The organism is Ruegeria sp. H9 (assembly GCF_056532915.1).
The window spans coordinates 889,982-913,714 of the sequence record NZ_JBQFNX010000002.1 but is presented as its reverse complement, the minus strand read 5'-3'; the positions used below and the strand labels follow the sequence as shown (position 1 = coordinate 913,714).

Sequence of the window (23,733 nt, the reverse complement as noted above, 5' to 3'; positions counted from 1 at the left end):
CTTTGTACTATGAGGTGAGGGGGTCAGGCCTCATGAGCAAAAGCACGGGGGGTCTGTAACAGAGCGGTCTTCTGCTCTGGGGTGAATGTGTCGGACAGCGCTTCGATCAGTTTCAGCACTGCCTGCCTTTCTTCTTCCGTCTTGGCCGCACTCATCTGTTCGACAAAGTACTTCTCAAGATCGGTGAGCGGCTTGTGGTCACGATTTGCCGGGCTGAGTTTGGCGGCCTTTTTGGCCTCGAAGAACTCCAACGCCTTTTCTTCTTCGATAAAGACATCGTGGTGAATGTCTGCGAATTCGCGAAGACCCGAAATCCTTTCTTCTGTGCAATCCAGCAACGCCGCCATGGCCGGTACCTTGCCCATCGGAACGGTTTCGCCCACATAGTCGTAAGGCGCACAGTTCGAGCGTTTGAGAACTCGGTTCATAACCGGGTCAATCACGGTGATGATGTCCTGGATACCCGCGCTGCGGCAGTATTCCAGAGATCCGATCATCAGCTCACAGGTTGCGTAAGAAACCGAGTTCTTCTCTTTTCCTCGGGTCAGTCGCTGCGTGTCGACGCAGAAGCGGGTGGATTCCCACATGGTCGCGCTGCGCATCGGCGCTTCGCCGCATAAGATATCCGAGAACACATCTGAAAGCATGTGCGGGCCGGTGGTCTGGAGTGCACGTACTGCGGCTACGACGTTCCCCTCATCGTCGAGACCAATTACGTATGCAGGATCCAGGTGATCGAACTGATCGATTTCTTTGCCGTCTTCGATATGGACGTCCCATCCAAGTCGTCCACCAAAAACCCGAGCGCGCAGTTCGAACATATCGTCAAGAACTTCGGTGAACAGATGTCTGTTCAGCCCATCAACTACCAAAATCATGTTAACCCCCTTCGAGTGATCTGTCTGTGGATAAGACGTTACCCGGTTTCCACAGCGAATCTATTGGGGGTTTCCCGTAATATTGGCTTTTTTTAGCCCAATTTCGGCAAAATTTGGCTTTATCCTGGGTAGATTAAGCCGATTCCGATGGCCCGACCGACAGCCTGCGGAGTCGTCAGTGCATTAAGCTTTTCGCGAGAAGAGCGCAAGTGCACCTCAACCGTGCGGTGCGAAATCGACAGGATATCGCCGATATCTTGTTGCGATTTACCCGCTGCGGCCCATTGCAAAATCTCCAATTCTCGGCTGGAGAGGGTCGGGTGGTACAGCATCCGGCTGATCGTATCCGATGTCATGACATTGTCATGGATGTGTACGGCCAATGATTGCAGGTCACTTATCACGTTGGGCACCAGTTTCTTCCACTCATCCCGGCTGCACTCGCGCACTGCGCTAAGCAAGCCGATATCTCCGTACGGCCCGCGAACCGGAATCGTAATGCCTTGATCTGGAATGCCAAAATCATGTGCATCGCGAAAAACGCGCTGGAAATCTTTACCGCGTTCCAGACGGCTCCAGTCGACCGGAGCGATACTGCGCTGGCTCATGTGCAGCGTCGGATCGATCAGGTGCAGGCCTTGCTCTTGATAGTGGGTTTTCCAGTCGTCCCCATAGGTCACATGGCCGTGAATCGTACCTGCAGCAGGATTCATACCCGCATAGGCTGCGTGGTCCATTTCATATTTGTCACAGACCTGACGCAGGAACTCGTCATACCGAGTATCCTGTTCGGGAAGAGTGCTGAGATCAACAATATCCATACGGTAACGACCAGTTAGACCCGAGTGAGCGGGCGGATCCCCTTGGCCAGGAAAATGATACTGTCTTCCCTGACGTCAAGCAGGACACCACATTTCGCTTGTCAAGACAAGAAGATGTGGGAAATGTCTGCCTTTTATAGGTAAATGTGCCTTTCGGGCACACAATTACGCACCTTTAAAAGATTTAACGTCAGAGTTGTGCAGTAGGTCATGGGATTCGCCGTGGCATTTCGAAGGTTATGTATGTGCATTACAATCGAAATGCGAATTAAACATGCCTATTCTGTGGCAGAAACCAGACCCGTCTCGACGAGCATGCCCCTGGCCTTTGCTTCGGGCCAATATCCTTTGGCATAAAGAAAGATGGCACGTTGTTGATCTCCATCAGACAAAAGCCAGGCGCCTCGCAGGTATTTTCCGGCAAACTCCAGATTGGTATCGGCGTCCAGCAGGCCTTTGGCATTTCCAGTGTAACCCATTGATCGCGCAGTGGCCGGGAGGATTTGCAGAAGCCCATAATAGGGGCGGTTCACCGCCCACGGCCGATGTGTGCTTTCACGGATCGCCAGCTTGTGCACCAACTCCCGCGGGAGCTCGTAGTGGTCAGCCCATTTATTGATCGAGGCGCGAAGCTCGGGTGTTTCATTGGGGTAGAGGGGGGGATCGAACGTATCGCCGGAACCCGAGCTGCCAGGACTGCCACAAGCTGCAAGCGGTGCCATAAGCAATAAGGTTAAGACGCGGCGACGAAGGAGGGGGGTCATCAAAATACTCCTGATTGCGAATGGCGATGATATGAAACCCTCGCCGGTCTGCAAGGCCAGGCGAACAATCGGGCCGAATTTTGCTTGCGATGTAACAAAAAGAAAAAGGGCCGCGTAAAAGCGCGGCCCTTTGATATTGGATATGCAGTCAGATCAGGCTTTTGCTTCGTCTTCTTCGACCGGAGCTTCTTCGGCAACCAGATCTTCGTCTTCCGAAGCGGCAGAGCCTATGTCGTCGAACAGCTCGGCGATCTCGAATTCGGCAGCGGCTTCTTCTTCAGCAGCCAGTTCCTGGATCGATTTGCCCGATGCCTGCAGTTCGGCTTCTTCTTCCGAACGTGCGACGTTCATCTTGATCTCGACTTCTACCTCGGGGTGCAGGTTGACTGCGACTGAGTGCAGACCCAGTTCCTTAATCGGAGCGATCAGGGCAATCTGTTTCTTGTCGACGGTGAAGCCAGCTTCGGTTGCGGCGTCTGCGGCATCACGCGGGGTGACCGAACCGTACAGAGCGCCGGCATCCGATGCCGAACGAATCACGATGAACTGCTGACCGTCCAGCTTTTCAGCCAGCGCTTCAGCTTCTTTCTTGGTTTCCAGGTTGCGTGCCTCAAGCTGGGCTTTCTGGGCTTCGAACGACGCGATGTTGGCGTTCGATGCGCTCAGCGCTTTGCCTTGGGGCAGCAGGAAGTTGCGGGCGTAGCCGGGCTTGACGTCAACGACGTCGCCCATCTGACCCAGTTTCGCAACGCGTTCCAGAAGGATAACTTGCATGTCAGTCTCTCCTTACTTCACGGCGTAGGGCAGCAGGGCGAGGAAGCGGGCGCGCTTGATAGCACGGGCCAGTTCACGCTGCTTTTTCGCCGAAACGGCGGTGATGCGCGAAGGTACGATCTTGCCACGCTCAGAGATGTAGCGCTGCAGCAGACGAGTGTCTTTGTAGTCGATTTTCGGCGCGTTCTCACCCGAGAACGGGCAGACCTTGCGGCGGCGGAAAAATGGTTTTGCGGCCATGGTTTATGTCCTTTCGTCAGGCGTTGATCAGCGGCGCTCGCGGCGGCCTTCGCGCTCATCGCGCTTCTGCATCTGGACCGAGGGGCCCTCGGCATGCTCGTCGACCTTGATGGTCAGAACGCGCATCACGTCATCATGCAGGCGCATCAGGCGTTCCATTTCCTGAACCGCACCCGAAGGGGCATCGGTTTTCAGGAAGGCATAGTGGCCTTTGCGGTTCTTGTTGATCTTGTAAGCCATCGTCTTGACGCCCCAGTACTCGCTTTCGACGACGTTGCCGCCGTTGTCAGCCAGAACGGTGCCGAAATGTTCGACAAGGCTTTCTGCCTGCGCGTTGGACAAATCCTGACGCGCGATCATTACATGCTCATACAGTGGCATGTGCACTCCTGTTTATATCAAGGCGCATTTCAAAGGCGGGGCCATATGGTCCTTCGCGACCCTGCCACGAGAGGCTGCGCGATTCATAACTCCTGCGAAGGATGGCCCCGTATACACGTTTGAGCGGGCGGGGCAAGCCCTGCCACATATGCCTTTGTGAAGTCGCCCTATTTCCACTGGTGCGCCCAATTCCTGACGCTTTTCGCCCCGAGGTTGTTCATGAAGCCGGGAGAACCCGGTAGATTGGAAAACATAGACAGGGCAAGACAATGGCCGTCATGAACACAAACACTTTTGAACAATCGGCACCTGCCGCGATATTTGATAAATCCGTCCCCGTTCTGATTACGTTTGCGCCGAATTGGCGGGCTCGGATGTTTCTTCTGCGTGCCGTTGGTGTCTTTCTGATTGTGTCGGCCTTTTCGATGTGGTTGATGCCGGGTTCGGTTATGGGGGCCGAGGTTTGGCCTATCAAGTTAGTCGCTTCGCTGATGTTCTTGATTGTTGGCGTCAGCCTGCTGACCATCGAGGTGATGGATGCGCGCCCAGACGCCTACTTTGACCCAATCCGCCGCGAGGTTCGCATTCTTCAGAAAAACGAAAACGGTCGGCCGCAAACGGTATTGCGCCGCAGCTACGACTCGCTGGGTGGCGCGCGTTTCGCTGACGACCAGGTCGAACTGTACGATGTAGACGGAAGCCTGCTGATGAAGCTGCCACTGGAATCGGCGGATGTTGGCTCAGCGCTCAAAGGTCAACTCAGCCAAAACGTAACAATTTTCGCCTGACTTTTATTCTGTTCAAAAAGGAACAGAAGTTGTGAATCAAAAAAACTTGTGTGCTGCCCTTGGGCAGCACATTTTTGTTATCGAGCAACCCATTCGGTTTGCATTCACAAATTTGCGGAGATTGTCATGAAATCCACCCTTCTTGCTGCTGCTTTGGCCGTATCAGCGACCTCGGCGTTTGCCAGCGCCGAGAAATACGTTCTGGACCCCAGCCACAGCCAGGTCATCTTCAGCTATAACCACCTTGGCTTTTCGACCACCACGGGCATGTTTTCGGGCTTTGAGGGCGAAATCATGTTTGATCAGGAAGACCCGGCAGCATCGAGCGTGACTGTTTCGATGCCGGTCGTTGAGATGATCACCGGTTGGAAGCCGCGCGAAGATCACTTCATGACCGAAGATTTCTTTGGCGCAGCCGAAGGTGATCTGGTGACCTTCACTTCAACTGGTATTGAGGTCACTGGCGAGAACACAGCCAACATCACCGGTGATCTGACCATGAATGGTGTCACCAAATCCGTGGTTCTGGATGCCAAGCTGAACCAAGTGGGTGAACACCCGATGGCGGGCAAGCCATGGGCCGGATTTGACGCCACCACGACGCTGGTGCGCAGCGATTTTGATTTGGGCCAATTCGCTCCATTCGTGGGTGACGAGGTCGAGGTCAAGATTTCGATCGAGGCGCAGAAGGCCGACTAATCCCTTCATGATCCCAAAAAGAAACCGTCGGGGTTATGCGCCCCGGCGGTTTTTTATTTGTTGTCGCGTTCTGCCGTCAATTCGACTGCCACGATAACCGTGAACCCCAACGAATCTTCGGTGGGTTGCGATGTTCCAACGTCGAAATCCATTCGGTTGAGTTCCAGATTCCCCGACATCGTCGCTGCATCGTCGGCCAGTTCCAGCGTAAATGGCAGGACGACATCGATAGATTTGTCCCGGATTGTCAGAGGTCCTCGCGCCTCATAACCCGCATCCGTTTTGAACAGGTCGGCCTTAAATTGAGCCGTAGGAAACTGCGCACTGTCAAAGAAATCCGCACCCATCGCTTGGTCGGTGACTGTGCCGAGGCTGAGTGAGCCAATGGCAATCGTTACATCGACGGAACCGGCCAACCCCGGCTCGGCGGGATCCTCAAACGCTATCGCTGCAGTCCAGTCAGCAAACTCGCCGCTTACGGGACTGCCCAATTGCAAGATAGTAATCGACAGGGATCCGTCTTCGACCTCCCATTCCGATTGAACTTGCGCAAGTTCGGCCGTGTCTTCGGTTGCTTTGGACTGGTCGTCAAAGACACCGGTGGACCAACCTCCGACCAGCACCGCGCCCCAGATTGCCAAGGCGGCGAAGGCGGGAACAATGGAATGGTGCTGCGCCGGGGGTTCCGGCGCGTCCGATTGGCCGGGCAGCATACGGCGCAGGGTACTGTCTTTGTCCACGACATGGTGTTTCAGCGCGCCCGCTATGTGCAGCACGAGCGCCACACCCAGGGCCCAGACGAAAAGCCAATGCAGGCTGGCGCTGATGTCGGCAAGGAAAGCTGACTTCGGAATAAGCGGCAGGTTCTGACCAAGGGGCCATAGGATCGGCGCGAAGCCGTCGGTGGCGGCGTGGTGGATCCAGCCGCTGAGCGGAGCCAGTACAAGCGAGCCGTACAGCAGCCAGTGCACAGTTTCGGCGGCGAAGGCCTCGGGTTTGTTTTCAGCGTTCAGCAAGCCCGGCTTCGTCTGGGTAACAGCCCAAAGGATTCGGGCCAGTGCGACGAAGAACACGGTAACACCAATGGTTTTGTGCAGTGAAAACAGCTGGGCGGCGCGGGCGATGTCATCCTCGGTCGTGGGAATGCTCGGATCGTAAATCGCATGGGCCAATTGGTTCGCGAACCAGCCCAGCGGCAGAGCCGTCAGGATCAGTAGTGCGGTCAGCCAGTGAAATGCTTTGGTTACACCACCATAGCTGGACCGGGTGTTGGTAAGGGGCATCGATTGGCTCTCCGAGTTTCTGAATTGAGGGTAAGTTAAATGGATGCCGTGTGGACACAAGACAGAGAAATGCACAGTAAAGGTGTCCTGATGCAGAACGCAGGCAATGCTTGTGCCGCGCCGATTGTCAGTTTAAACCCCGCCGAAATCTGACGTCACGCAAGAGGCACCAATGACACGCGCGTTTGTTTTCCCCGGGCAGGGCGCCCAGACCATCGGAATGGGCAAGGCCTTGGCTGAGGCATATCCAGCCGCCCGCGCCGTTTTCGATGAGGTCGATGAGGCCTTGGGCGAAAAACTGAGCGATCTGATCTGGGACGGCGATATCGCAGAGCTGACCCTGACTCAGAATGCACAGCCCGCGCTGATGGCAACCTCGATGGCCGCAATGCGCGCACTTGAGGCCGAAGGCGTTTTGATTTCAATGGCATCTTATGTGGCGGGTCACTCGCTGGGTGAATACTCGGCGCTGGCTGCGGCCGGAGCCTTGACGGTTGCCGATACTGCCCGCCTGCTGCGGACGCGCGGGCAGGCGATGCAAAGTGCCGTGCCGGTGGGCGAGGGCGCAATGGCCGCCATTCTGGGGCTCGATCTTGAAGCGGTGCGCGCCGTTGCGGAAGAGGCCGCGCAAGATGAGGTCTGTCAGGCAGCCAATGACAACGACCCGACCCAGGTTGTTGTGTCTGGTTCAAAGGCCGCTGTTGAGCGCGCAGCCGAGATCGCCAAGGAAAAAGGTGCCAAGCGTGCAATTATGTTGCCGGTAAGTGCTCCATTTCACTGTGCGCTGATGCAGCCTGCGGCAGATGTAATGGCAGAGGCTTTGGCCTCGGTTGAAATCAAAGCGCCTGCCGTGCCCTTGGTTGCGAATGTTCGCGCCGAAGCTGTGGCTGATCCAGATATGATCCGTCAGTTGCTGGTGGAACAGGTCACCGGCTCGGTTCGGTGGCGTGAGAGCGTACAGTACATGGTCGCGCAGGGTGTGACCGAAGCGTGGGAGATCGGCGCGGGCAAAGCTTTGTCGGGCATGATCCGCAAGATCGACCGTGCTCTGGTCTGCACAGCGGTCGGGACGCCTGAAGATGTACAAAAAGCCGTTAACCCCGGCGCATGAACAAGGGACAGCCGCCGGATTCGGCGGCCAGAGAGGAAACATAGATGTTTGATTTGACAGGTAAGAATGCGCTAATCACCGGTGCTTCGGGTGGTATTGGCGGCGATATCGCCCGCGCGCTTTACGACGCTGGTGCAACTGTTGGCCTTTCCGGAACGCGCGTGGAGCCTCTGCAAGCTCTGGCCGACAGCCTTGGCGATCGTGCGCATGTCTTGCCGTGCAACCTGAGCGATCCCGAAGCCGTCGAGGCCCTGCCGAAACAAGCGGCTGAGGCGATGGGCTCGGTTGATATTCTGGTGAACAACGCAGGCATCACACGCGACAACCTGTTCATGCGCATGTCGGATGAAGAATGGCAGAGCGTGATCGACGTGAACATGACCGCAACGATGAAGCTGTGCAAAGGCGTGATCCGGGGCATGATGAAGGCGCGCTGGGGTCGGATCGTCAATGTCTCGTCCGTTGTGGCTGCGATCGGGAACCCGGGTCAGGCGAACTATGCCGCTTCCAAAGCGGGCATGATCGGCTTTTCCAAGGCGCTGGCGCATGAGGTTGCGACCCGTGGCATTACCGTTAATGCGGTTGCGCCGGGCTTTATCACAACCGCGATGACCGAGAAGCTGACGGATGAGCAAAAGAAGGGTCTGCTGCTAAAGGTTCCGGCCGGTCGTATGGGTGATCCGCAGGAAATCGCAGCCGCTGTGCTGTATCTGGCAAGCCCTGAAGCAGGTTATGTTACCGGAAGCACCTTGCATGTGAATGGCGGTATGGCCATGTTGTAATCGCAATTCAGGGTGGGCGCGAAAGCGTTTGCCTTGTGCGTTGTCTGTGCTATAGGCGGCGCATATGCGCAGGAACCGGTCCAAGGGCCGGTTCTCTGATTTCCCGGGGACCCGGGACCCAAACCGCCCGGAAAGGGCAAAACAAGTCCACCCCGAACGGGCAAGGGCAGAACCGGGCGGACAGCCCTGAAATTGAAATGAGGAATAGACATGAGCGACGTCGCAGATCGCGTAAAGAAGATCGTTGTTGAGCACCTGGGTGTTGAAGAGGACAAGGTTGCCGAAAACGCCTCGTTCATCGACGATCTGGGCGCAGACAGCCTGGACACCGTTGAGCTGGTAATGGCGTTCGAAGAAGAGTTCGGCATCGAGATTCCGGACGACGCAGCCGAGACCATCCAGACCTTTGGCGACGCGGTCAAATTCATCAGCGAAGCTTCCTAAGCTGACCTGACTGAGACAAAAACGGCGCTTCCGGGCAACGGAAGCGCCGTTTTTTTATGCTCTGCCACATTTCGCGCTTGCTTTGAGGCGTTGAGGCTCCGCACTCTGACACCTGAGGCAAGTTTCTGAGCGGGCAAGGGCATGATAAGATCCACCCCGATGATCAATACGGCGCGTCTGACCTTGTGTGCAATGCGCCCCGAGGATTTCAACCGGTTCGCCGAAATCTGGCGCGACCCCGAAGTTGTACGCCATATCGGAGGCACCCCGAAAACGCGCGGCGAGGCGTGGGATTCTTTCCTGCGCAACGCTGGACATTGGCAGATGACCGGGTTCGGTCAATGGGGTGTGATGCTGCAGTCGAATCGTACTCTGATCGGGCAAGCCGGGTTCTTCTATGGCAACCGGTCTCTGGGCGATGATTTCGATGGTTTTCCCGAAGCCGGCTGGGTTCTGGCCCCTGACATGCAGGGGCAAGGATACGGGTGTGAGGCCGCGCAGGCGGCGCACGACTGGTTCGACCGGATCATTCCGGGCCCGTTGGTTGCGCTGATCGACGCGGACCATGCAGCCTCACAGCGATTGGCTGAAAAGCTGGGCTACAAGCTGTTGCGCGAAGCTGAATACCGCGGCACCCCCGTTCATCTGTTTCGCCGTGACGGACCTCCTACACGGGTGTGAAACGCATTAGGCAGTGCGATGCCGCAAAATGGACGAGCTTTGCCGATCTTGTGAAACAAAGCGGCAAACTGAGACTCTATGCTATCGTGGAATTACGGAATGATTCAGCGGAGGATATGAATCATGATGATTTACCCCACGATGGAGTTGCAGAACGGTCGGTGCGTTACGCTGGACAAGGGGCGTCTGGATGAAGCGATGATCTGGCATGTAGATCCAGTCGAGACCGCGCGCGGCTGGTCTGCGGCTGGAGCGGAATGGATGCAGCTTACGGATTTTGACGCGATCGAAGGCCGGGATACCAATTCCGAACTGATCGAAGAAATCATTCGCTCCTCTGAAATGTCAGTGCAGCTGGCAGGGGGGATGCGGACCCGCGAGCATGTTGAACATTGGATCAACAAAGGGGCCGGTCGAATCGTGATTGGCACACTTGCGGCCTGGGACCCGCAGTTGGTTAAGGAACTGGCGAAGCTTTATCCCGACCAGATCGTGTTGGCGGTTGATGTTTGGCAAGGGCAAGTGATGACCGAAGGTTGGCGCAGCCAAAGTGCGTTTACCCCGGAAGCCTTCATCGAAGCTTTCGCGGATACGCCTCTTGCTGCCATTCTGGTGACCGATATCGATAGCGATATGGAAGACGTCGAGGCGCAGCTGGGTCTGATTTCAGGACTGGCCGAAAAATCGCGTACACCGATCATAGCCAGCGGTGTCGTGCGTACCAGCGACGATATCTCTCGTCTCGCCTATATCTCGAATATTTCGGGTGCGATCGTTGGCCGGGCACTGTTCCGCAAGTCCGTCGATCTGTCCGAAGCATTGGAAGTCGCCCAATCGGCACACGAGCCAGTCGCCGAGTTCCAGTAAACTTCAGTACCAGACGACCCGCCTTTCCCGTTGAAGGAAGGGCGGGTTTTTGCTTTTCAGGCATCGTTCAACTCAATTGACAGAGGATTTGAACAGGTTACGGCACAAGGATGCCGGTTCAGAATATGCCGTTGCTCTTGCCCCCGCACCCCGGGCCGGGGTATGAGCGGTTCTCATAACAGGAAGCAGGCAAGAGGCACTTCATGCGCAGAGTCGTTGTAACCGGTCTTGGATTGGTCACTCCTTTGGCCAGTGGGGTTGAGGAAACATGGTCACGGCTGCTGGATGGAGAATCCGGCGCAGGACCAATCACGCAGTTTGATGCCGAGGCAAGCGGGGTCACCACGACCTATGCCTGCGAAGTGCCGCGCGGAGATGGCACCAATGGGACATTCAACCCCGACGACTGGATGCCGCCGAAAGAACAGCGCAAGATCGAGGATTTCATCCTCTATTCCATCGCTGCAGCCGAGATGGCTTGCAAGGATGCCAATTGGCTGCCCGAAGACGAAGAAGACCGCCTGCGCACTGGCGTTCTGATTGGGTCCGGTATCGGTGGGCTGGGATCAATTGCCAACACGGCCAACCTGATCCGCGACAAAGGTCCGCGCAGGGTTTCTCCGTTCTTTATCCCGGGCGCGCTAATCAATCTGGCCTCGGGGCAGGTTTCGATCCGTCATGGGTTCAAGGGGCCGAACCACTCGGTCGTGACTGCTTGCTCGACCGGTGCCCATGCGATCGGTGATGCCAGCCGCATCATCCGCGCCGGGGATGCAGACGTGATGATCGCAGGCGGCGGCGAGGGCTGTATTTGCGAAATCGGTATCGCCGGCTTCAACGCCTGCAAGGCGCTGTCGACCAAATACGCCGATGATCCGAAGAAAGCGAGCCGCCCCTATGACATCGACCGCGACGGTTTCGTCATGGGCGAAGGTGCAGGCATTGTAGTTCTTGAGGATTACGAACACGCCAAAGCGCGCGGTGCCAAGATTTACGCCGAGGTTCTGGGCTATGGCATGTCGGGTGACGCTTATCACATCACCGCGCCGTCCGAGGATGGCGATGGGGCCGAACGCTCGATGAAAGCAGCGCTGCGTAGTGCGGGGCTTGAGCCGAAGGATCTGGATTATATTAACGCGCATGGGACCTCGACCATGGCGGATACGATTGAGCTGGGCGCGGTAGAACGCCTGCTGGGGGATCACGCCAGCAACGCGACGATGACTTCGACCAAATCGGCCACTGGTCACCTGCTGGGCGCCGCTGGCGCGATTGAGGCGATCTTCTCTATCCTTGCGATCCGCGATCAGGTTGCACCACCGACGATCAATCTGGACAATCCAGCAGTTGAAACTCCGATCGACTTGGCACCGAATGCAAAACGAGAGCGTGAGATCAACGTGGCTTTGTCGAACTCGTTCGGGTTTGGCGGCACCAATGCAAGTGTGATCTTCGGAAAGGTCAGCTAAATGTGGCGAGCGCTCGCTTCGAATGCGTTGACAATACTGATCGTTGGGCTGTTCCTGATGGGCGGTGTCGTCCTGTGGGGGCAGTCGCAATACAAGTCCGAAGGACCGCTGGAAACCGCGATCTGCCTGCAGGTAAAGCCAGGCTCCAACATGACACGGGTCAGCCGTGACCTCGAGGATCAAGGTGCGATCAGCAGCGGGTTGATTTTCCGCTTAGCTGCTGATTACACAGACAAATCTCAGCAGCTGAAAGCGGGTAGCTTTCTGGTTCGCGAAGGCGCGTCGATGGAGCAAATCGTCGACGACATAACTCATAGCGGTGCCAGCACTTGCGGGACCGAGATCGAATACCGCATTGGCGTGACCCGTATGCAGACCCGCGTGCGGGAACTGAACCCGGCGACTCTGGATTTTGATGAGGTGGCTTCCTTTGTGATCGGCGAAGAGGACGCCCCGGAAGTTTATGCAGAAAAACGCGGTGAGGCGGATACGCGTTATCGCATCTCGTTAGCTGAAGGCGTCACCAGTTGGCAGATTGTCGAGTCGCTAAAGGCGATGGATTTGCTAACCGGCGAAGTAGCAGAATTGCCCGCTGAAGGGATGTTGGCCCCTGACAGTTATGAGGTCAGACCCGGTGAAGATCGGAATGCAATTCTTGATGAAATGCAGGAAAAACAACAGCTTAGAATCAACGCAGCGTGGGAGGGGCGTCAGGATGGTTTACCTCTGAACAGCCCCGAAGAGATGCTGATTTTGGCTTCGATCATCGAAAAAGAAACAGGTCAGCCGGAAGAGCGTGGCCAGGTAGCCAGCGTTTTCGTTAACCGTCTGAACCAAGGTATGAGGCTGCAGACAGACCCGACGGTGATCTATGGTGTAACCAAAGGGCAGGGTACTTTGGGTCGCGGTTTGCGGCAAAGCGAACTGCGCCGTGCGACGCCTTGGAACACCTATGTCATCGAAGGGCTGCCACCCACCCCGATTGCCAATCCGGGTCTTGCGAGCCTTGAGGCTGCGGTGGCACCTGACAACACGGATTTCATCTTCTTTGTTGCGGACGGAACCGGTGGTCATGCCTTTGCCGAGACCCTGCAAGAGCACAATCGCAACGTCGCAAAGTGGCGTGAGATCGAGGCTGAGCGGAATTCCGGGAACTGATTCAATCGTCCGTGTTGTGCAGGTTTGAAGCGGCACTTTGTCCGACTTGTACAACACGAATCTCTGACCCCGATAAAGCAACGGCCCGGTCAATCGACCGGGCCGTTTCTTATTCAGGCCGCTTTCGCGCGACGCGGTCGGCGGCGTCTCTGACCGCCCGGTTTGGGCGCACCAGAGTGCTGAGGTTTCGGGCCGCGACGGCGGTTGCTTGGACGGCGCGGGGTTTTCTTTGGTGAGATTGCTTCAGGCATCTCACCGCTGGCGACCGGGATTTCGATCTTCATCAGCTTCTGAATCTGACGCAGCAGGTCGACCTCTTCCGCCGAGCAGAAGGCAATGGCCTCGCCCTCGCGGCCTGCACGAGCGGTGCGGCCGATGCGGTGGACATAGTTGTCCGGTACCTCGGGCAGGTCGTAGTTGATCACATAGGCCACGCCCGGAATATCGATGCCGCGCGCGGCGACGTCGGTAGCGACCAGAACATTGACCTCACCGGCGCGGAACGCCTTGATTGCGCGGTCGCGCTGGCCCTGACTTTTGTTGCCGTGGATCGAGGCTGCATTGTAGCCATCGGCGACAAGCCCCTTCATCAGCTTTTCCGCTCCGTGTTTGGTACGAGAAAAGACCAGCGTCAGCGCGTCCATGTCAGCCGAGAGGATCTCGCGCAGTTTGGCGGGTTTTGCAGGCTTTTCAACAAAGTGGATCGACTGCGTGATCTTGTCGGCTGCTTTGCCGGGGGGCGAGACCTGCACCCGTTGCGGGTTGGTCAGGTAAGCGCGGCTGAGCTCTTCCATTTGCTTCGGCATGGTGGCTGAGAACAGCATGGTTTGGCGCGGCGTGCCCAGTTCCGGCGCGATCCGACGCAGGGCATGGATGAAGCCCATATCGAGCATCTGGTCAGCCTCGTCCAGTACGAGGTGCTTGACTGAACCCAGATTAACCGCACCGCGATCCATCAGGTCGATCAGGCGACCGGGGGTGGCGACAAGAATGTCGGTGCCGCGCGCCAGAAACATGATCTGCTTGTTGATCGACTGACCGCCAACCACGGTCGCGACGCGGATCTTGGTTTTCTTGGTCAAGTTGCGAAGGCTGTCGGCGATCTGGTTGACCAACTCGCGGGTGGGCGCAAGGATCAGCGCTTTGGCGGTTTTGGGATCGGGCTTGCCGGGCTGGGCCAGCAGATGGTCGATCAGCGGCAGGCCAAAGGCCAATGTCTTACCTGTACCGGTCTGGGCGAGGCCAAGGATATCGTGACCATTCAGGGCCAGCGGGATCGCCTGGTTCTGGATCGGGGTCGGTTGAGTGAAGTTGGCGCGTTTGAGCGCATCATTTAGAGCGGGCGCAAGGCCCAGCATATCGAAGTCGAACAAATATCTATCCTTTACAGCCCGAGGCAAAGGTCCACGGGCAAGTCGTGATGGGCCGCATCCGCGACCGGCAGGGGTTGTGCGAAACCTCAGGACGTGCAGGCGTTCCCTGCAGCATCTGGTTGTCGCGTCAAGAACCCTGCGTGATGGGGAACTATGGGTGAATCGGGCGCTGTTGGGGGCGGTGTCGCCCACGTGCTCACGCGGTAGCGCTGTTTGAGGGGCACATGCGCCTTGCGGTCGCGATTGTCAAGCGCCGTGTCGGCCATAAGCTTGCGCGGGTTGCGCGGGTTGCGCGTTTACCAGATACGGTTCGGAAGGTTTTATGAGTCGGGTCATGACATTCAGAGCTTTACACGGAGCGGATTTGAGGACCGCCAGCGTCGCCCTTGTCATCGGCGGGATGATGTGGGGGCTGTACTGGATTCCGGTTCGCTACTTTGTCGACCAAGGACTGGATGGCCCATGGCCGGGTATAGTGATGTACACCTCGGCGTTGATCGTACTGACGCCTTTCCTGATGCGCGAACGGCAAGCGCTTTTGAAAGATTGGCGCGGGCTGATCTTCAGCGGGATGTTCACCGGTGCTGCGTTCAGCTTGTTTACCATCAGTCTGGTTTACACAGATGTCGTCCGGTCAATCCTGCTGTTCTATCTGACACCGGTCTGGGGAACGATCCTTGGAATGGTGTTTCTGGGTGAGCGTCTTGGCCCGGCGCGCGTGCTGGGCTTACTCTGCGGTCTGGGTGGCATGTTCATCGTGCTTGGCGGAGAACAGGGGTTTCCCTGGCCGCGCAATACTGGAGACTGGCTGGCCCTGATCTCGGGGATCACTTGGGCGATGGGATCGCTGGGGCTTTATCGGGCGTCCGGTATCTCTGTTCCGGGGCAGGTTTTTGCCTTTGTTTCAGGCGCTTTGGTGTTGTCTCTGCTGAGCGTTCCATTCGGCGGCGGTTTGGCGTCATCAGAGGCAGTCGGCGAGATGGTTATACGTATCGGCCCGGTCGCGTTGCTGTCGGTCCTGTACACCTTGCCGATGTTTTTTCTGACGATTTGGCCCGCAACCAAGCTGACCCCGGCACGCGTTGGTCTACTGCTGATGAGCGAAGTTGTGGTGGGCCTGATCTCGGCGGCGGTCTTCTCGGGCGAGCCGTTTGGGATGAGAGAAGTATTGGGTGCGGCTTTGATCGTAAGCGCTGCGTTTCTTGAGGTCATGCGGGGCTGATCGTTAACGGATCGGACGCCGGGTGTTGCGTCCGCGTTGCGTAACGCATTGACTTTGCGCGCTTTTCTAGGTATGAATTGTGTCATGCTAGAAGAGGTGGGCAACGGCCCCGGGGCGACCCGGCGGTCGTTTTTCGTTTCTCTCGTGCGGAAAAACTCACGCATGAGGTCACAGGCAAACATGAACTTGATTACCCCGGAAGAGCGGATTTCTCAGACGGCTGATTTGTTGCAGTCGCTTGAGCGATCCATTCGCGATCTGCGCCAAGCAGCGGAAGAACTGCGAAAACAGATCGGTGCCGGGGAGGATGCAAACCTTGCCGGAACAGGCAAGCAACTGGGTCAGCTAGAGGGGCTGATCCGCAGTTGCCAGAAAGTGGAGACAAGCTTTGTCGAACAACATCACAGACAAGCCGGAATTGCCCAAGGGGGCTATGCGCTCGACCTTGATCGGGCACGATCTGAGATCGGGTGCAGGCTGGCTCGCCTCCGCGCCTGCTGCGGTGCAGGACAGATTTCTGAGTGAGATCGGGGAGGGGGGGCTGTGTGCCCTCCCTTTCCTGTTCGAGTTCTGGGCACTACCGCATCAGTTGCCGCCCGAGGGTGACTGGCGCTCGTGGGTGATCATGGGCGGGCGCGGGGCCGGTAAAACGCGGGCGGGGGCCGAATGGGTGCGGTCGGTGGTCGAGGGGTCTTTGCCTCTGGATCGGGGGCAGGCGTGTCGTGTGGCTCTGGTCGGTGAGACATTTGATCAGGTGCGCGATGTGATGATCTTTGGGGATAGCGGGATATTGCAGTGTTCACCGCCGGATCGGCGGCCTGTTTGGAAGGCGTCTGAACGCAAGCTGGTTTGGCCTAACGGGTCCGAGGCGCAGGCGTTTTCGGCGCATGATCCCGAGGGGCTGCGGGGGCCGCAATTCGATGCGGCCTGGGTGGATGAGCTGGCCAAGTGGAAGAAGGCTGGAGAGACCTGGGATATGTTGCAATTTGCGCTGCGGCTGGGGGAACGGCCGCGGGTCTGTGTGACCACGACGCCGCGCAATGTGAAGGTTTTGAAGGATTTGCTGGCGTCTCCGTCCACGGTGCAGACCCACGCGCCGACCGAGGCGAACCGGGCCAATCTGGCGGGTTCCTTTTTGGAAGAGGTACGCGCGCGCTATGCCGGCACGCGGCTGGGGCGGCAGGAATTAGACGGGGTGCTGTTGTCGGATGCTGAGGGGGCCTTGTGGACGGGTTCGATGTTGGAGGCGGCGCGGGTGAGACGCGTGCCCGCGTTGGATCGTATCGTCGTGGCGCTGGATCCGGCGGTGACGGCGGGGTCGGATGCGGATGCCTGCGGGATCGTGGTCGTGGGCGCTCAGCTACAGGGGTCGCCCGAGGATTGGCGGGCCTATGTGCTGGCCGACAGGACGGTGCAGGGCGTTGGCCCGGCGGGCTGGGCGCAGGCGGCGATTGACGCGATGGATGAGTTCGGGGCCGAACGGCTGGTGGCCGAGGTCAATCAGGGCGGGCAACTGGTGGAAGAGGTCGTGCGGCAGGTGGACCCTCTGGTGCCTTATCGCGCGGTGCGGGCGTCACGCGGCAAGGTCGCGCGGGCCGAGCCTGTAGCGGCGCTGTACGATCAGGGGCGTGTGGCCCATGTGGCCGGGTTGGACTCGCTGGAGGAGCAGATGTGCCAGATGACCGCGCGCGGGTTCGAAGGGCAGGGCTCACCCGACCGGGTCGACGCGCTGGTCTGGGCGCTCCATGAGTTAGTTGTGGGGCCTGCGGGGGCGTTTAGAAGGCCGAGGGTGCGGAGTTTGTGAGCACTCTGAGGGGTGCTCTACAAACAATCATATTTCTCCTAAAGGGCTGATCTTTAGCTGGGCGCATTCAGGTTCAGGGCGTTGGGTATTCTTGATTCCAACTATCCTCGTATTCGCCGAGCAACCGGGACAACGTCAGCAGCGAAGAAAACAGCCTTGCGTGGACATCCGGCGACATCATTGTTTTGTAGTCATCAAGTAGCTGCACAAGAACGACTACGTTGGAGGCAAACACCTCATAGACGTGTTTGTCGGCAGCAGTAGGTTCCTTGGTCCAGTTATTGTTCGTATCGGAGTGTCCGGACGGTGCAGGTTCGTTTTCAGTCATCGGGTGGCCTCTTCAATTTGAAGCACACGTGGGGGCATGTGAAACGCAGACAATTGCCGTGGCATGAAATCACAAGAACTTGGCGGCGATTGCAAAGGAATTTGGTCGGACGTTGAGCGCGCCGCGGCTATTGTAATAGTCCAAGCTGGAGTCAGGGCCAGGGCTCGCCCGACAGAATAGATGCGTTGGTATGGGCGCCGCATGAATTGATTGTGGTGCCTGCGGGAGCGTATGGTCGGCGTCGGGTGCGAAGTTTGTGATTAAAACGCGTATTTCGAAGCTAGTGGCTCTACGACAATGCTTAGCCTTTAGCAGGCCTGTTTCCAGACCAACGGAAAAGAACAATAGGTCAAACCGGCGTGCTAACCGCAGACCAACGATCAAATTGCGACACTGGTTTGAAGGTTCAATTCATGCCAATACCAGCCGATACTACTTGAGAGTATGGAGAAGGCATTTGAGCAAATACCCCAAATTAAACATAGCTCTCGAGTACTTAGAAGCAGCTATTGAAGAAAGAGAGTTGCGTCAAAGATATTTCGCCGCAATGAATTTGGCCGGAGTGGCAGAGGAGCTTCTTGGCAAGCTTATTCGTGCAAATGGCGATGTGGACCAAATGACTGAAGCAGTTAATCGTTTGAACGTCATCCAAAAAGTGGGCGTGGAGCAACTCGGCTGGAAGAAGTTGAGTGAAAAAGAGCTCAGAAAATTACTTGTGCGCCCCAAAAACAGTATCAAGCATATGGATAGTGTTGCATCTGAGAATAGTGCTGAGTTGTTCTTTGAGGTGGAGGATGAGTCAAAGTGGCTCATTCAATCAGCTATCCGCAATTTGGACATTCTCAATATTGATTACTCAAACGTCGTAAAAGAGTTTGTAAATAAGCACGCAGCAGACGTATGAAAGCTGCAACAATTGCTCTTTGGGATCGATACCCACCCTAGTGATTTAGCCAAAATGTCGTGGACATCACATGTCGGTCATGTTTGTTTTCGAGGCGTGGGCAGTGCAGATCGTAAACTTCGAAAGTCCGGAGCTGCCGATTAATTGTCTTGTTGCCTGATGGCAGTCGGAGAATGGTCGCTGACCCGTTGCCCACCCCCCGAACGCCCCATTCCCAAGGCTTAAACTTCTTTCCCTCATAACTCCTTTCAACAAGCCGGGCAGAGCGGCGGCAGAAAGGAGCACAGATGGTATTCGATTTCTTGCGTCGTGGATCGGCTGAGGCAACGCCCGAGGCGAAGGCGAGCACGGCGGGGCCTGTGGTGGCGTGGCAGACGGGCGGGCGCGTGGCGTGGAGCCCTCGGGATGCGGTGTCGCTGACGCGGACGGGGTTTTCGGGGAACCCGGTGGGGTTTCGCTCGGTCAAACTGATTGCTGAGGCGGCGGCGGCGTTGCCTTTGGTGTTGCAGGATCAGGCGCAGCGGTTTGATATGCATCCGATCCTGTCCCTGATGCGCCGTCCGAATGCGGCGCAGGGGCGGGCGGAATTGATGGAAGCGCTGTTCGGGCAGTTGTTGCTGTCGGGCAATGCTTATGTTGAGGCGGTGCAGGCCGAGGAAGGGCTGCCGGTTGAGCTGCATGTGCTGCGCTCGGATCGGATGAGCGTGGTGCCGGGTGCGGATGGGTGGCCCAAGGCTTATGATTACGCGGTTGGTGGCAAGAAGCACCGGTTTGCGGCGGAAAATATCTGTCATATCAAATCGTTCCATCCTCAGGATGATCATTACGGATTTTCACCGATGCAGGCGGCGGCGATGGCAATTGATGTGCATAACAGCGCGTCTCGGTGGTCGAAATCGCTGTTGGACAATGCGGCGCGGCCTTCGGGGGCGCTGGTGTGGAAGGGTGATGGCCATGGGGTGATGGCCGAAGATCAGTTCCGGCGTCTGTCCGATGAGATCGAGCAGAACTATCGCGGGGCGCGGAATGCGGGCCGTCCGATGGTTCTGGAAGGGGGCTTGGATTGGAAGCCGATGGGGTTCTCTCCGTCCGATATGGAGTTTCAAAAGACCAAGGAAGCCGCCGCCCGCGAGATCGCGCTGGCCTTCGGTGTCCCGCCAATGTTGCTGGGGATCCAGGGCGACGCGACCTATTCGAACTATCAGGAGGCCAACCGGGCGTTTTATCGCCTGACCGTGCTGCCCCTGGTGACGCGGGTGGCGGCGGCGGTGTCAGAATGGCTGGCGGGCTTTATCGGTGAGGAACTGATGCTGAAGCCTGATCTGGATCAGGTGCCGGCGCTGTCGGCAGAGCGTGATGCGCAATGGGCGCGGGTCAGCGGGGCCGATTTCCTGAGCGATGCCGAGAAGCGGGCGTTGCTGGGGTTGCCGGAGCGTGGCGATGGGTGACGGGTATCCTCCGTTCGACTGCGCGCCGGGCCTGCGTCTGGCCGCGCATGAGCGGGTGGCCGAGATCCAGCACGCCCACCTGTGTCGGCGGTTGGATCAGATCGAAGAGATGATGGAGCGGCTGGAGAAGCGGCTATGGCTGACAGTGTACGGCGTGGCGGCGGTGATTTTGGCGCAGGCGTTTCAATCATTCCTTGTGGTAACGCCATAATGTCAGTGAGTTACATGGAGAAGTTCATGGATTTGGAACATAAATTCGCGCGGTTTGGCGACGGGTTGTCGGTGTCCGAGGATGCGGTGATCGAGGGCTATGCCAGCCTGTTCGGGCAGGTCGATCAGGGCAGCGATGTGGTGCAGCGCGGGGCGTATAGGGGCTCGCTTGACGGGCTGTCCAAGGCGGGCCAGCGGGTCAAGATGCTGTGGCAGCATGATCCGGCGCAGCCCATCGGTGTCTGGGACGAGGTGCGCGAGGATGACAAGGGCCTGTGGGTCAAGGGACGTCTGCTGGAGTCCACACAAAAGGGCCGTGAGGCGGCCGAATTGATCCGGGCGGGGGCAATGGACGGCCTGTCGATTGGCTATCGCACCAAACGGGCCGTGAAAAATGACAGGGGCCAGCGGGTCCTGACCGAACTGGAGCTGTGGGAGGTGTCTTTGGTGACGTTCCCGATGCTGCCCAGTGCGCGGGTGGCGGCGAAAGGCGTGGAGCCTGACGTTGAAAACACCTGGCGCAGTATTGCTGAGGTGTTCAACGACGCCCGGCAGGAGCTGGCGCGAATCTAGCGCCTCTAACCCCCCAATAAGGAAGTGCTGATGAGCAAGACCGAGACCCCGGCCTTGACCGGAGAGGGTGCGTCCCTGGTTCAGGAGGTGAAGCAGGCGATGGCTGGCTTCGTGAATGAATTCAACGGCCTCAAGGCCGAAGTTAAAACCCAACTGCAACAGACAGAAGAGCGACTGACCATGCTGGATCGTAAATCAACCATCGCGGCGCGTCCGCACCTTGCGGCATCGATCGAAGAAGGCGCCCCGCATCAGAAGGCTTTTGACGCCTATGTGCGTTCGGGCGAGGATGACGGGCTGCGCGGGCTGGAGATTGAGGCCAAGTCGCTTTCGACGGCGGTGAACAGCGACGGTGGCTATCTGGTCGATCCGCAGACGGCTGAGATGATCAAGTCGGTGTTGAATTCAACCGCTTCGATCCGTTCGATTGCGTCAGTTGTGAATGTCGAGGCGAACTCGTTCGACGTGCTGATCGACCACACCGATGTGGGCGCGGGTTGGGCGGATGAAAACTCGGCCACGGCTGAGACCTCGACCCCATCGATTGATCGGATTTCGATCCCGCTGCACGAGCTGAGCGCGCTGCCCAAGGCGTCGCAGCGTCTGTTGGATGACAGTGCGTTTGATGTCGAAGGTTGGCTGGCCGGTCGTATCGCCGACAAGTTTGCCCGGGCCGAGGCAGCGGCGTTTATCAATGGCGACGGTGTGGACAAGCCCAAGGGTATCCTGACCCATCGTACGATGGAAAACGGCAGCTGGGGCTGGGATAGCCTGGGTTATGTCGCGTCGGGCATTGATGGTGGCGTCGATGCGGATGCGATTGTGGACGTGGTCTATGCGCTGGGCGCGCAGTACCGGGTGAACGGCACTTTCGTGATGAACTCGAAAACCGCGGGTCTGATCCGCAAGCTGAAGGACAGCGATGGCCGCTTCCTTTGGTCGGATGGCCTAGCCGCTGGTGAGCCTGCGCGTCTGATGGGCTATCCGGTGCTGATTGCCGAGGACATGCCGGATGCGGCGACCGACAGCTATTCGATTGCCTTCGGTGACTTCCAGTCGGGCTACACCATAGCCGAACGTCCCGATCTGCGCGTGCTGCGCGATCCGTTCAGCGCCAAGCCGCATGTCCTGTTCTACGCGACCAAGCGCGTGGGCGGTGATGTGAGCGATTTTGCTGCAATCAAACTGCTGAAATTCGGCATCGCCTAAGCGGTGGCGGATCCGGGGGGCTGCAAGGCCCCTCGGGCGGCGGGCGCGGGCCGGGGTGAGATCCCCCGCGTTGTCTAGCTGCTCCCCTCCGTCCGAGCAACGTGGGGCGGCGCGTGCCCGTCATTTTCCAAGGATACGGCCCCGGAGGGGTCCGAGATTGCGGAGTGAATGGATGATGTTGATCGAAGAAACCGCCATCGCGGATGCGGCGCTGCCGGTGGATCAGTTCAAGGCGCATCTGCGGCTGGGCACGGGGTTTGCCGAGGGCAATGTGCAGGACGAGGTGTTGAATGGCTTTCTGCGTGCGGCCATTGCGGCGATTGAGGCGCGCACCGGTAAGGTGCTGATCGAACGGGATTTCTCGTGGAGCCTGAACGGTTGGCGCGATCCAGCAGGTGAAGTGCTGCCGGTGGCCCCGGTGGTCTCGGTTGCTGCGATCACGCTGACGGATGCGGCGGGGACCGACACGCTTGTGGATGCCGAAGCTTACCGTTTGGAGCGCGACATGCAGCGCCCTCGGTTGCGTCCGGTTGGCGCTTGTTTGCCAAGGGTGCAGACCGGCGGCTCGGTGAAGATTGCCTTTACTGTCGGGATGGCCACGGATTGGGGCGGGCTGCCCGCTGACCTTGGGCAGGCGGTGCTGCTGCTGGCGGCGCATTACTACGAATACCGCGATGAGACGGCGCTGGGCGCAGGGTGCATGCCATTTGGTGTCACCAGTCTGATCCAGCGTTATCGAACTGTGCGCTTCGGCGCGGGGGTGACGCAATGAGCGCGCCGCGACTGAATCGCAAGCTGGTGCTGGAGGCTCCGATCCGTAGTGCCGATGGTGCGGGCGGCTATACCGAGACATGGGCTGCGCTGGGCGCGCTTTGGGCCGAGGTGACGGCACGTAGCGGGGCGGAACGCGCGGTCGGTGGCGCCTCGGTGTCGCGGGTTGGCTATCGGATCGTAGTCCGGGGCGCACCTGAGGGATCATCCATGCGGCCCACGCCTGATCAGCGATTTGTTGAGGGGGCGCGCCGGTTTGTCATTCGTGCAGTGGCCGAGCGCGATCCACGCGGCCAGTACCTGACTTGTTTCGCAGATGAAGAGGTGGCCGCATGAGCTATGGCGTTGCAGCCGCTTTGCAGGCGGCGGTGTTTCAACAATTGGCGGGCGATGCGCAGGTCAGCACCCTTTCGGGTGGTGCGATCTATGACGCGGTGCCGTCGGGAGTGTTGCCGCAAACTTACGTGACACTTGGCCCGGAAGAGGTGCGCGACGCGTCGGACCGGACGGGTGCAGGCGCGGTGCATCGGTTCACGGTCTCAGTGGTGTCCGAAGCGGCGGGCTTTGGCGCGGCCAAGACATTGGCGGGCGCAGTGTGTGACGCGCTGGAAGGCGCGGCGTTGACATTGGACCGGGGCCATCTGGTGGGGCTGTGGTTCGAACGCGCTAGCGCCCGACGCACGGGAACCGGCGGCGCGATCCGCCAGATCGATCTGAGATTCCGCGCCCGCGTGGAAGACGACTAAGCAAT

The 23,733-nt window shown here is 58.2% G+C and carries 29 protein-coding genes; 20 read left to right on the top strand and 9 right to left on the bottom strand.

What is annotated here, in order from left to right:
* Nucleotides 1-23: 23 nt before the first annotated feature.
* The 6 genes from ACR0CZ_RS13100 to rpsF all read right to left on the bottom strand — a co-directional run bounded on the left by ACR0CZ_RS13100 (nucleotide 24) and on the right by rpsF (nucleotide 3,858).
* Nucleotides 24-878: an acyl-homoserine-lactone synthase gene (locus ACR0CZ_RS13100; RefSeq protein ID WP_170396444.1), complete on the bottom strand. Its 855-nt coding sequence runs from the start codon at nucleotides 876-878 to the stop codon at nucleotides 24-26.
* 119 nt (nucleotides 879-997) lie between these two features.
* The gene (locus tag ACR0CZ_RS13095) at nucleotides 998-1,699 is read right to left on the bottom strand and encodes an autoinducer binding domain-containing protein (protein WP_170396446.1); all 702 of its coding nucleotides are present in this window, start codon (nucleotides 1,697-1,699) and stop codon (nucleotides 998-1,000) included.
* Between the two features lie 278 nt (nucleotides 1,700-1,977).
* Nucleotides 1,978-2,463 carry a lytic transglycosylase domain-containing protein gene (locus ACR0CZ_RS13090; protein WP_170396448.1) on the bottom strand — a complete coding sequence of 162 codons (486 nt, stop codon included), beginning with the start codon at nucleotides 2,461-2,463 and terminating at the stop codon, nucleotides 1,978-1,980.
* Nucleotides 2,464-2,616: 153 nt separating this feature from the next.
* Nucleotides 2,617-3,237, bottom strand: a complete 621-nt coding sequence (gene rplI, locus ACR0CZ_RS13085) for a 50S ribosomal protein L9 (RefSeq protein WP_170396450.1) — start codon at nucleotides 3,235-3,237, stop codon at nucleotides 2,617-2,619.
* A gap of 12 nt (nucleotides 3,238-3,249) precedes the next feature.
* Nucleotides 3,250-3,477, bottom strand: coding sequence for a 30S ribosomal protein S18 (gene rpsR / locus ACR0CZ_RS13080; protein ID WP_005608650.1), 228 nt, complete (start codon nucleotides 3,475-3,477; stop codon nucleotides 3,250-3,252).
* 27 nt (nucleotides 3,478-3,504) lie between these two features.
* Complete coding sequence (gene rpsF, locus ACR0CZ_RS13075; protein ID WP_068332653.1) at nucleotides 3,505-3,858, bottom strand: 30S ribosomal protein S6; 354 nt, start codon at nucleotides 3,856-3,858, stop codon at nucleotides 3,505-3,507.
* Nucleotides 3,859-4,136: 278 nt separating this feature from the next.
* On the opposite strand from rpsF, the gene ACR0CZ_RS13070 reads away from it, so the two are divergent.
* On the top strand, nucleotides 4,137-4,646 hold the full coding sequence (locus ACR0CZ_RS13070; RefSeq protein WP_480536919.1) for a hypothetical protein: 510 nt from the start codon (nucleotides 4,137-4,139) through the stop codon (nucleotides 4,644-4,646).
* Between the two features lie 126 nt (nucleotides 4,647-4,772).
* Nucleotides 4,773-5,345 (top strand): YceI family protein, encoded by a 573-nt coding sequence (locus ACR0CZ_RS13065; protein WP_170396453.1) that lies wholly within the window; start codon nucleotides 4,773-4,775, stop codon nucleotides 5,343-5,345.
* Between the two features lie 53 nt (nucleotides 5,346-5,398).
* On the opposite strand, the gene ACR0CZ_RS13060 is transcribed toward ACR0CZ_RS13065, so the two are convergent.
* Nucleotides 5,399-6,628, bottom strand: coding sequence for a cytochrome b/b6 domain-containing protein (locus ACR0CZ_RS13060; protein ID WP_480536920.1), 1,230 nt, complete (start codon nucleotides 6,626-6,628; stop codon nucleotides 5,399-5,401).
* Between the two features lie 172 nt (nucleotides 6,629-6,800).
* Between ACR0CZ_RS13060 and fabD the strand changes: the two genes are divergently transcribed.
* The 7 genes from fabD to mltG all read left to right on the top strand — a co-directional run bounded on the left by fabD (nucleotide 6,801) and on the right by mltG (nucleotide 13,140).
* Complete coding sequence (gene fabD, locus ACR0CZ_RS13055; protein ID WP_170466377.1) at nucleotides 6,801-7,739, top strand: ACP S-malonyltransferase; 939 nt, start codon at nucleotides 6,801-6,803, stop codon at nucleotides 7,737-7,739.
* A gap of 44 nt (nucleotides 7,740-7,783) precedes the next feature.
* Nucleotides 7,784-8,521 (top strand): 3-oxoacyl-[acyl-carrier-protein] reductase, encoded by a 738-nt coding sequence (gene fabG, locus ACR0CZ_RS13050; RefSeq protein ID WP_170396459.1) that lies wholly within the window; start codon nucleotides 7,784-7,786, stop codon nucleotides 8,519-8,521.
* Nucleotides 8,522-8,731: 210 nt separating this feature from the next.
* Nucleotides 8,732-8,965, top strand: a complete 234-nt coding sequence (locus ACR0CZ_RS13045; protein ID WP_008756330.1) for an acyl carrier protein — start codon at nucleotides 8,732-8,734, stop codon at nucleotides 8,963-8,965.
* Nucleotides 8,966-9,106: 141 nt separating this feature from the next.
* Nucleotides 9,107-9,646 (top strand): GNAT family N-acetyltransferase, encoded by a 540-nt coding sequence (locus tag ACR0CZ_RS13040; protein ID WP_170396461.1) that lies wholly within the window; start codon nucleotides 9,107-9,109, stop codon nucleotides 9,644-9,646.
* A gap of 123 nt (nucleotides 9,647-9,769) precedes the next feature.
* Nucleotides 9,770-10,513, top strand: a complete 744-nt coding sequence (locus tag ACR0CZ_RS13035; RefSeq protein WP_170396463.1) for a 1-(5-phosphoribosyl)-5-[(5-phosphoribosylamino)methylideneamino]imidazole-4-carboxamide isomerase — start codon at nucleotides 9,770-9,772, stop codon at nucleotides 10,511-10,513.
* Between the two features lie 203 nt (nucleotides 10,514-10,716).
* Complete coding sequence (fabF, locus tag ACR0CZ_RS13030; protein ID WP_170396465.1) at nucleotides 10,717-11,982, top strand: beta-ketoacyl-ACP synthase II; 1,266 nt, start codon at nucleotides 10,717-10,719, stop codon at nucleotides 11,980-11,982.
* A complete protein-coding gene (gene mltG / locus ACR0CZ_RS13025; RefSeq protein WP_170396467.1) occupies nucleotides 11,983-13,140 on the top strand; it encodes an endolytic transglycosylase MltG in 1,158 nt (385 codons plus the stop codon).
* Between the two features lie 113 nt (nucleotides 13,141-13,253).
* Here mltG and ACR0CZ_RS13020 read toward each other — a convergent pair whose 3' ends face one another.
* The gene (locus ACR0CZ_RS13020) at nucleotides 13,254-14,513 is read right to left on the bottom strand and encodes a DEAD/DEAH box helicase (RefSeq protein WP_170396469.1); all 1,260 of its coding nucleotides are present in this window, start codon (nucleotides 14,511-14,513) and stop codon (nucleotides 13,254-13,256) included.
* A 334-nt stretch (nucleotides 14,514-14,847) separates the two neighbouring features.
* Between ACR0CZ_RS13020 and ACR0CZ_RS13015 the strand changes: the two genes are divergently transcribed.
* The 3 genes from ACR0CZ_RS13015 (at nucleotide 14,848) to ACR0CZ_RS13005 (ending at nucleotide 17,539) form a co-directional block, all read left to right on the top strand.
* Nucleotides 14,848-15,735 carry a DMT family transporter gene (locus ACR0CZ_RS13015; RefSeq protein WP_170396471.1) on the top strand — a complete coding sequence of 296 codons (888 nt, stop codon included), beginning with the start codon at nucleotides 14,848-14,850 and terminating at the stop codon, nucleotides 15,733-15,735.
* Between the two features lie 180 nt (nucleotides 15,736-15,915).
* Nucleotides 15,916-16,260, top strand: coding sequence for a hypothetical protein (locus ACR0CZ_RS13010; protein WP_170396473.1), 345 nt, complete (start codon nucleotides 15,916-15,918; stop codon nucleotides 16,258-16,260).
* Nucleotides 16,169-17,539 carry a DNA-packaging protein gene (locus tag ACR0CZ_RS13005; RefSeq protein WP_480503434.1) on the top strand — a complete coding sequence of 457 codons (1,371 nt, stop codon included), beginning with the start codon at nucleotides 16,169-16,171 and terminating at the stop codon, nucleotides 17,537-17,539. The genes ACR0CZ_RS13010 and ACR0CZ_RS13005 overlap by 92 nt, the downstream gene beginning before the upstream one ends.
* A gap of 73 nt (nucleotides 17,540-17,612) precedes the next feature.
* Here ACR0CZ_RS13005 and ACR0CZ_RS13000 read toward each other — a convergent pair whose 3' ends face one another.
* Nucleotides 17,613-17,867, bottom strand: coding sequence for a hypothetical protein (locus tag ACR0CZ_RS13000; protein ID WP_170396475.1), 255 nt, complete (start codon nucleotides 17,865-17,867; stop codon nucleotides 17,613-17,615).
* Between the two features lie 457 nt (nucleotides 17,868-18,324).
* On the opposite strand from ACR0CZ_RS13000, the gene ACR0CZ_RS12995 reads away from it, so the two are divergent.
* From ACR0CZ_RS12995 to ACR0CZ_RS12960, 8 genes are all read left to right on the top strand, one after another.
* Nucleotides 18,325-18,771: a hypothetical protein gene (locus ACR0CZ_RS12995; protein WP_170396477.1), complete on the top strand. Its 447-nt coding sequence runs from the start codon at nucleotides 18,325-18,327 to the stop codon at nucleotides 18,769-18,771.
* A 287-nt stretch (nucleotides 18,772-19,058) separates the two neighbouring features.
* Nucleotides 19,059-20,219 (top strand): phage portal protein, encoded by a 1,161-nt coding sequence (locus tag ACR0CZ_RS12990; RefSeq protein WP_170396478.1) that lies wholly within the window; start codon nucleotides 19,059-19,061, stop codon nucleotides 20,217-20,219.
* On the top strand, nucleotides 20,212-20,430 hold the full coding sequence (locus ACR0CZ_RS12985) for a GTA head formation protein, RCAP_rcc01685 family (RefSeq protein WP_010442100.1): 219 nt from the start codon (nucleotides 20,212-20,214) through the stop codon (nucleotides 20,428-20,430). Before ACR0CZ_RS12990 ends, ACR0CZ_RS12985 begins: the two co-directional genes overlap by 8 nt.
* 26 nt (nucleotides 20,431-20,456) lie before the next feature.
* The gene (locus tag ACR0CZ_RS12980; RefSeq protein ID WP_170396480.1) at nucleotides 20,457-21,002 is read left to right on the top strand and encodes an HK97 family phage prohead protease; all 546 of its coding nucleotides are present in this window, start codon (nucleotides 20,457-20,459) and stop codon (nucleotides 21,000-21,002) included.
* A gap of 30 nt (nucleotides 21,003-21,032) precedes the next feature.
* Nucleotides 21,033-22,211, top strand: a complete 1,179-nt coding sequence (locus tag ACR0CZ_RS12975) for a phage major capsid protein (protein ID WP_170396482.1) — start codon at nucleotides 21,033-21,035, stop codon at nucleotides 22,209-22,211.
* A gap of 172 nt (nucleotides 22,212-22,383) precedes the next feature.
* Nucleotides 22,384-22,983: a head-tail connector protein gene (locus tag ACR0CZ_RS12970; RefSeq protein ID WP_170396484.1), complete on the top strand. Its 600-nt coding sequence runs from the start codon at nucleotides 22,384-22,386 to the stop codon at nucleotides 22,981-22,983.
* Nucleotides 22,980-23,318: a head-tail adaptor protein gene (locus tag ACR0CZ_RS12965; RefSeq protein WP_170422221.1), complete on the top strand. Its 339-nt coding sequence runs from the start codon at nucleotides 22,980-22,982 to the stop codon at nucleotides 23,316-23,318. The genes ACR0CZ_RS12970 and ACR0CZ_RS12965 overlap by 4 nt, the downstream gene beginning before the upstream one ends.
* Nucleotides 23,315-23,728: a DUF3168 domain-containing protein gene (locus tag ACR0CZ_RS12960; RefSeq protein ID WP_170422219.1), complete on the top strand. Its 414-nt coding sequence runs from the start codon at nucleotides 23,315-23,317 to the stop codon at nucleotides 23,726-23,728. Before ACR0CZ_RS12965 ends, ACR0CZ_RS12960 begins: the two co-directional genes overlap by 4 nt.
* Nucleotides 23,729-23,733: the final 5 nt, after the last annotated feature.

Coding starts and splice junctions, on each gene's coding strand:
- ACR0CZ_RS12960 (WP_170422219.1), top strand. CDS start 23,315: ATGAGCTATGGCGTTGCAGCCGCTTTGCAGGCGGCGGTGTTTCAACAA.
- ACR0CZ_RS13060 (WP_480536920.1), bottom strand. CDS start 6,628: ATGCCCCTTACCAACACCCGGTCCAGCTATGGTGGTGTAACCAAAGCA.
- ACR0CZ_RS13100 (WP_170396444.1), bottom strand. CDS start 878: ATGATTTTGGTAGTTGATGGGCTGAACAGACATCTGTTCACCGAAGTT.
- rpsF (WP_068332653.1), bottom strand. CDS start 3,858: ATGCCACTGTATGAGCATGTAATGATCGCGCGTCAGGATTTGTCCAAC.
- ACR0CZ_RS13065 (WP_170396453.1), top strand. CDS start 4,773: ATGAAATCCACCCTTCTTGCTGCTGCTTTGGCCGTATCAGCGACCTCG.
- ACR0CZ_RS13095 (WP_170396446.1), bottom strand. CDS start 1,699: ATGGATATTGTTGATCTCAGCACTCTTCCCGAACAGGATACTCGGTAT.
- ACR0CZ_RS12980 (WP_170396480.1), top strand. CDS start 20,457: ATGGATTTGGAACATAAATTCGCGCGGTTTGGCGACGGGTTGTCGGTG.
- ACR0CZ_RS12985 (WP_010442100.1), top strand. CDS start 20,212: ATGGGTGACGGGTATCCTCCGTTCGACTGCGCGCCGGGCCTGCGTCTG.
- fabG (WP_170396459.1), top strand. CDS start 7,784: ATGTTTGATTTGACAGGTAAGAATGCGCTAATCACCGGTGCTTCGGGT.
- ACR0CZ_RS13005 (WP_480503434.1), top strand. CDS start 16,169: ATGCGCTCGACCTTGATCGGGCACGATCTGAGATCGGGTGCAGGCTGG.
- ACR0CZ_RS12965 (WP_170422221.1), top strand. CDS start 22,980: ATGAGCGCGCCGCGACTGAATCGCAAGCTGGTGCTGGAGGCTCCGATC.
- fabD (WP_170466377.1), top strand. CDS start 6,801: ATGACACGCGCGTTTGTTTTCCCCGGGCAGGGCGCCCAGACCATCGGA.
- ACR0CZ_RS13015 (WP_170396471.1), top strand. CDS start 14,848: ATGACATTCAGAGCTTTACACGGAGCGGATTTGAGGACCGCCAGCGTC.
- ACR0CZ_RS12975 (WP_170396482.1), top strand. CDS start 21,033: ATGAGCAAGACCGAGACCCCGGCCTTGACCGGAGAGGGTGCGTCCCTG.
- mltG (WP_170396467.1), top strand. CDS start 11,983: ATGTGGCGAGCGCTCGCTTCGAATGCGTTGACAATACTGATCGTTGGG.
- fabF (WP_170396465.1), top strand. CDS start 10,717: ATGCGCAGAGTCGTTGTAACCGGTCTTGGATTGGTCACTCCTTTGGCC.
- ACR0CZ_RS12970 (WP_170396484.1), top strand. CDS start 22,384: ATGATGTTGATCGAAGAAACCGCCATCGCGGATGCGGCGCTGCCGGTG.
- ACR0CZ_RS13035 (WP_170396463.1), top strand. CDS start 9,770: ATGATGATTTACCCCACGATGGAGTTGCAGAACGGTCGGTGCGTTACG.
- rplI (WP_170396450.1), bottom strand. CDS start 3,237: ATGCAAGTTATCCTTCTGGAACGCGTTGCGAAACTGGGTCAGATGGGC.
- ACR0CZ_RS13040 (WP_170396461.1), top strand. CDS start 9,107: ATGATAAGATCCACCCCGATGATCAATACGGCGCGTCTGACCTTGTGT.
- ACR0CZ_RS13000 (WP_170396475.1), bottom strand. CDS start 17,867: ATGACTGAAAACGAACCTGCACCGTCCGGACACTCCGATACGAACAAT.
- ACR0CZ_RS13090 (WP_170396448.1), bottom strand. CDS start 2,463: ATGACCCCCCTCCTTCGTCGCCGCGTCTTAACCTTATTGCTTATGGCA.
- ACR0CZ_RS12990 (WP_170396478.1), top strand. CDS start 19,059: ATGGTATTCGATTTCTTGCGTCGTGGATCGGCTGAGGCAACGCCCGAG.
- ACR0CZ_RS13010 (WP_170396473.1), top strand. CDS start 15,916: ATGAACTTGATTACCCCGGAAGAGCGGATTTCTCAGACGGCTGATTTG.
- rpsR (WP_005608650.1), bottom strand. CDS start 3,477: ATGGCCGCAAAACCATTTTTCCGCCGCCGCAAGGTCTGCCCGTTCTCG.
- ACR0CZ_RS13045 (WP_008756330.1), top strand. CDS start 8,732: ATGAGCGACGTCGCAGATCGCGTAAAGAAGATCGTTGTTGAGCACCTG.
- ACR0CZ_RS13070 (WP_480536919.1), top strand. CDS start 4,137: ATGAACACAAACACTTTTGAACAATCGGCACCTGCCGCGATATTTGAT.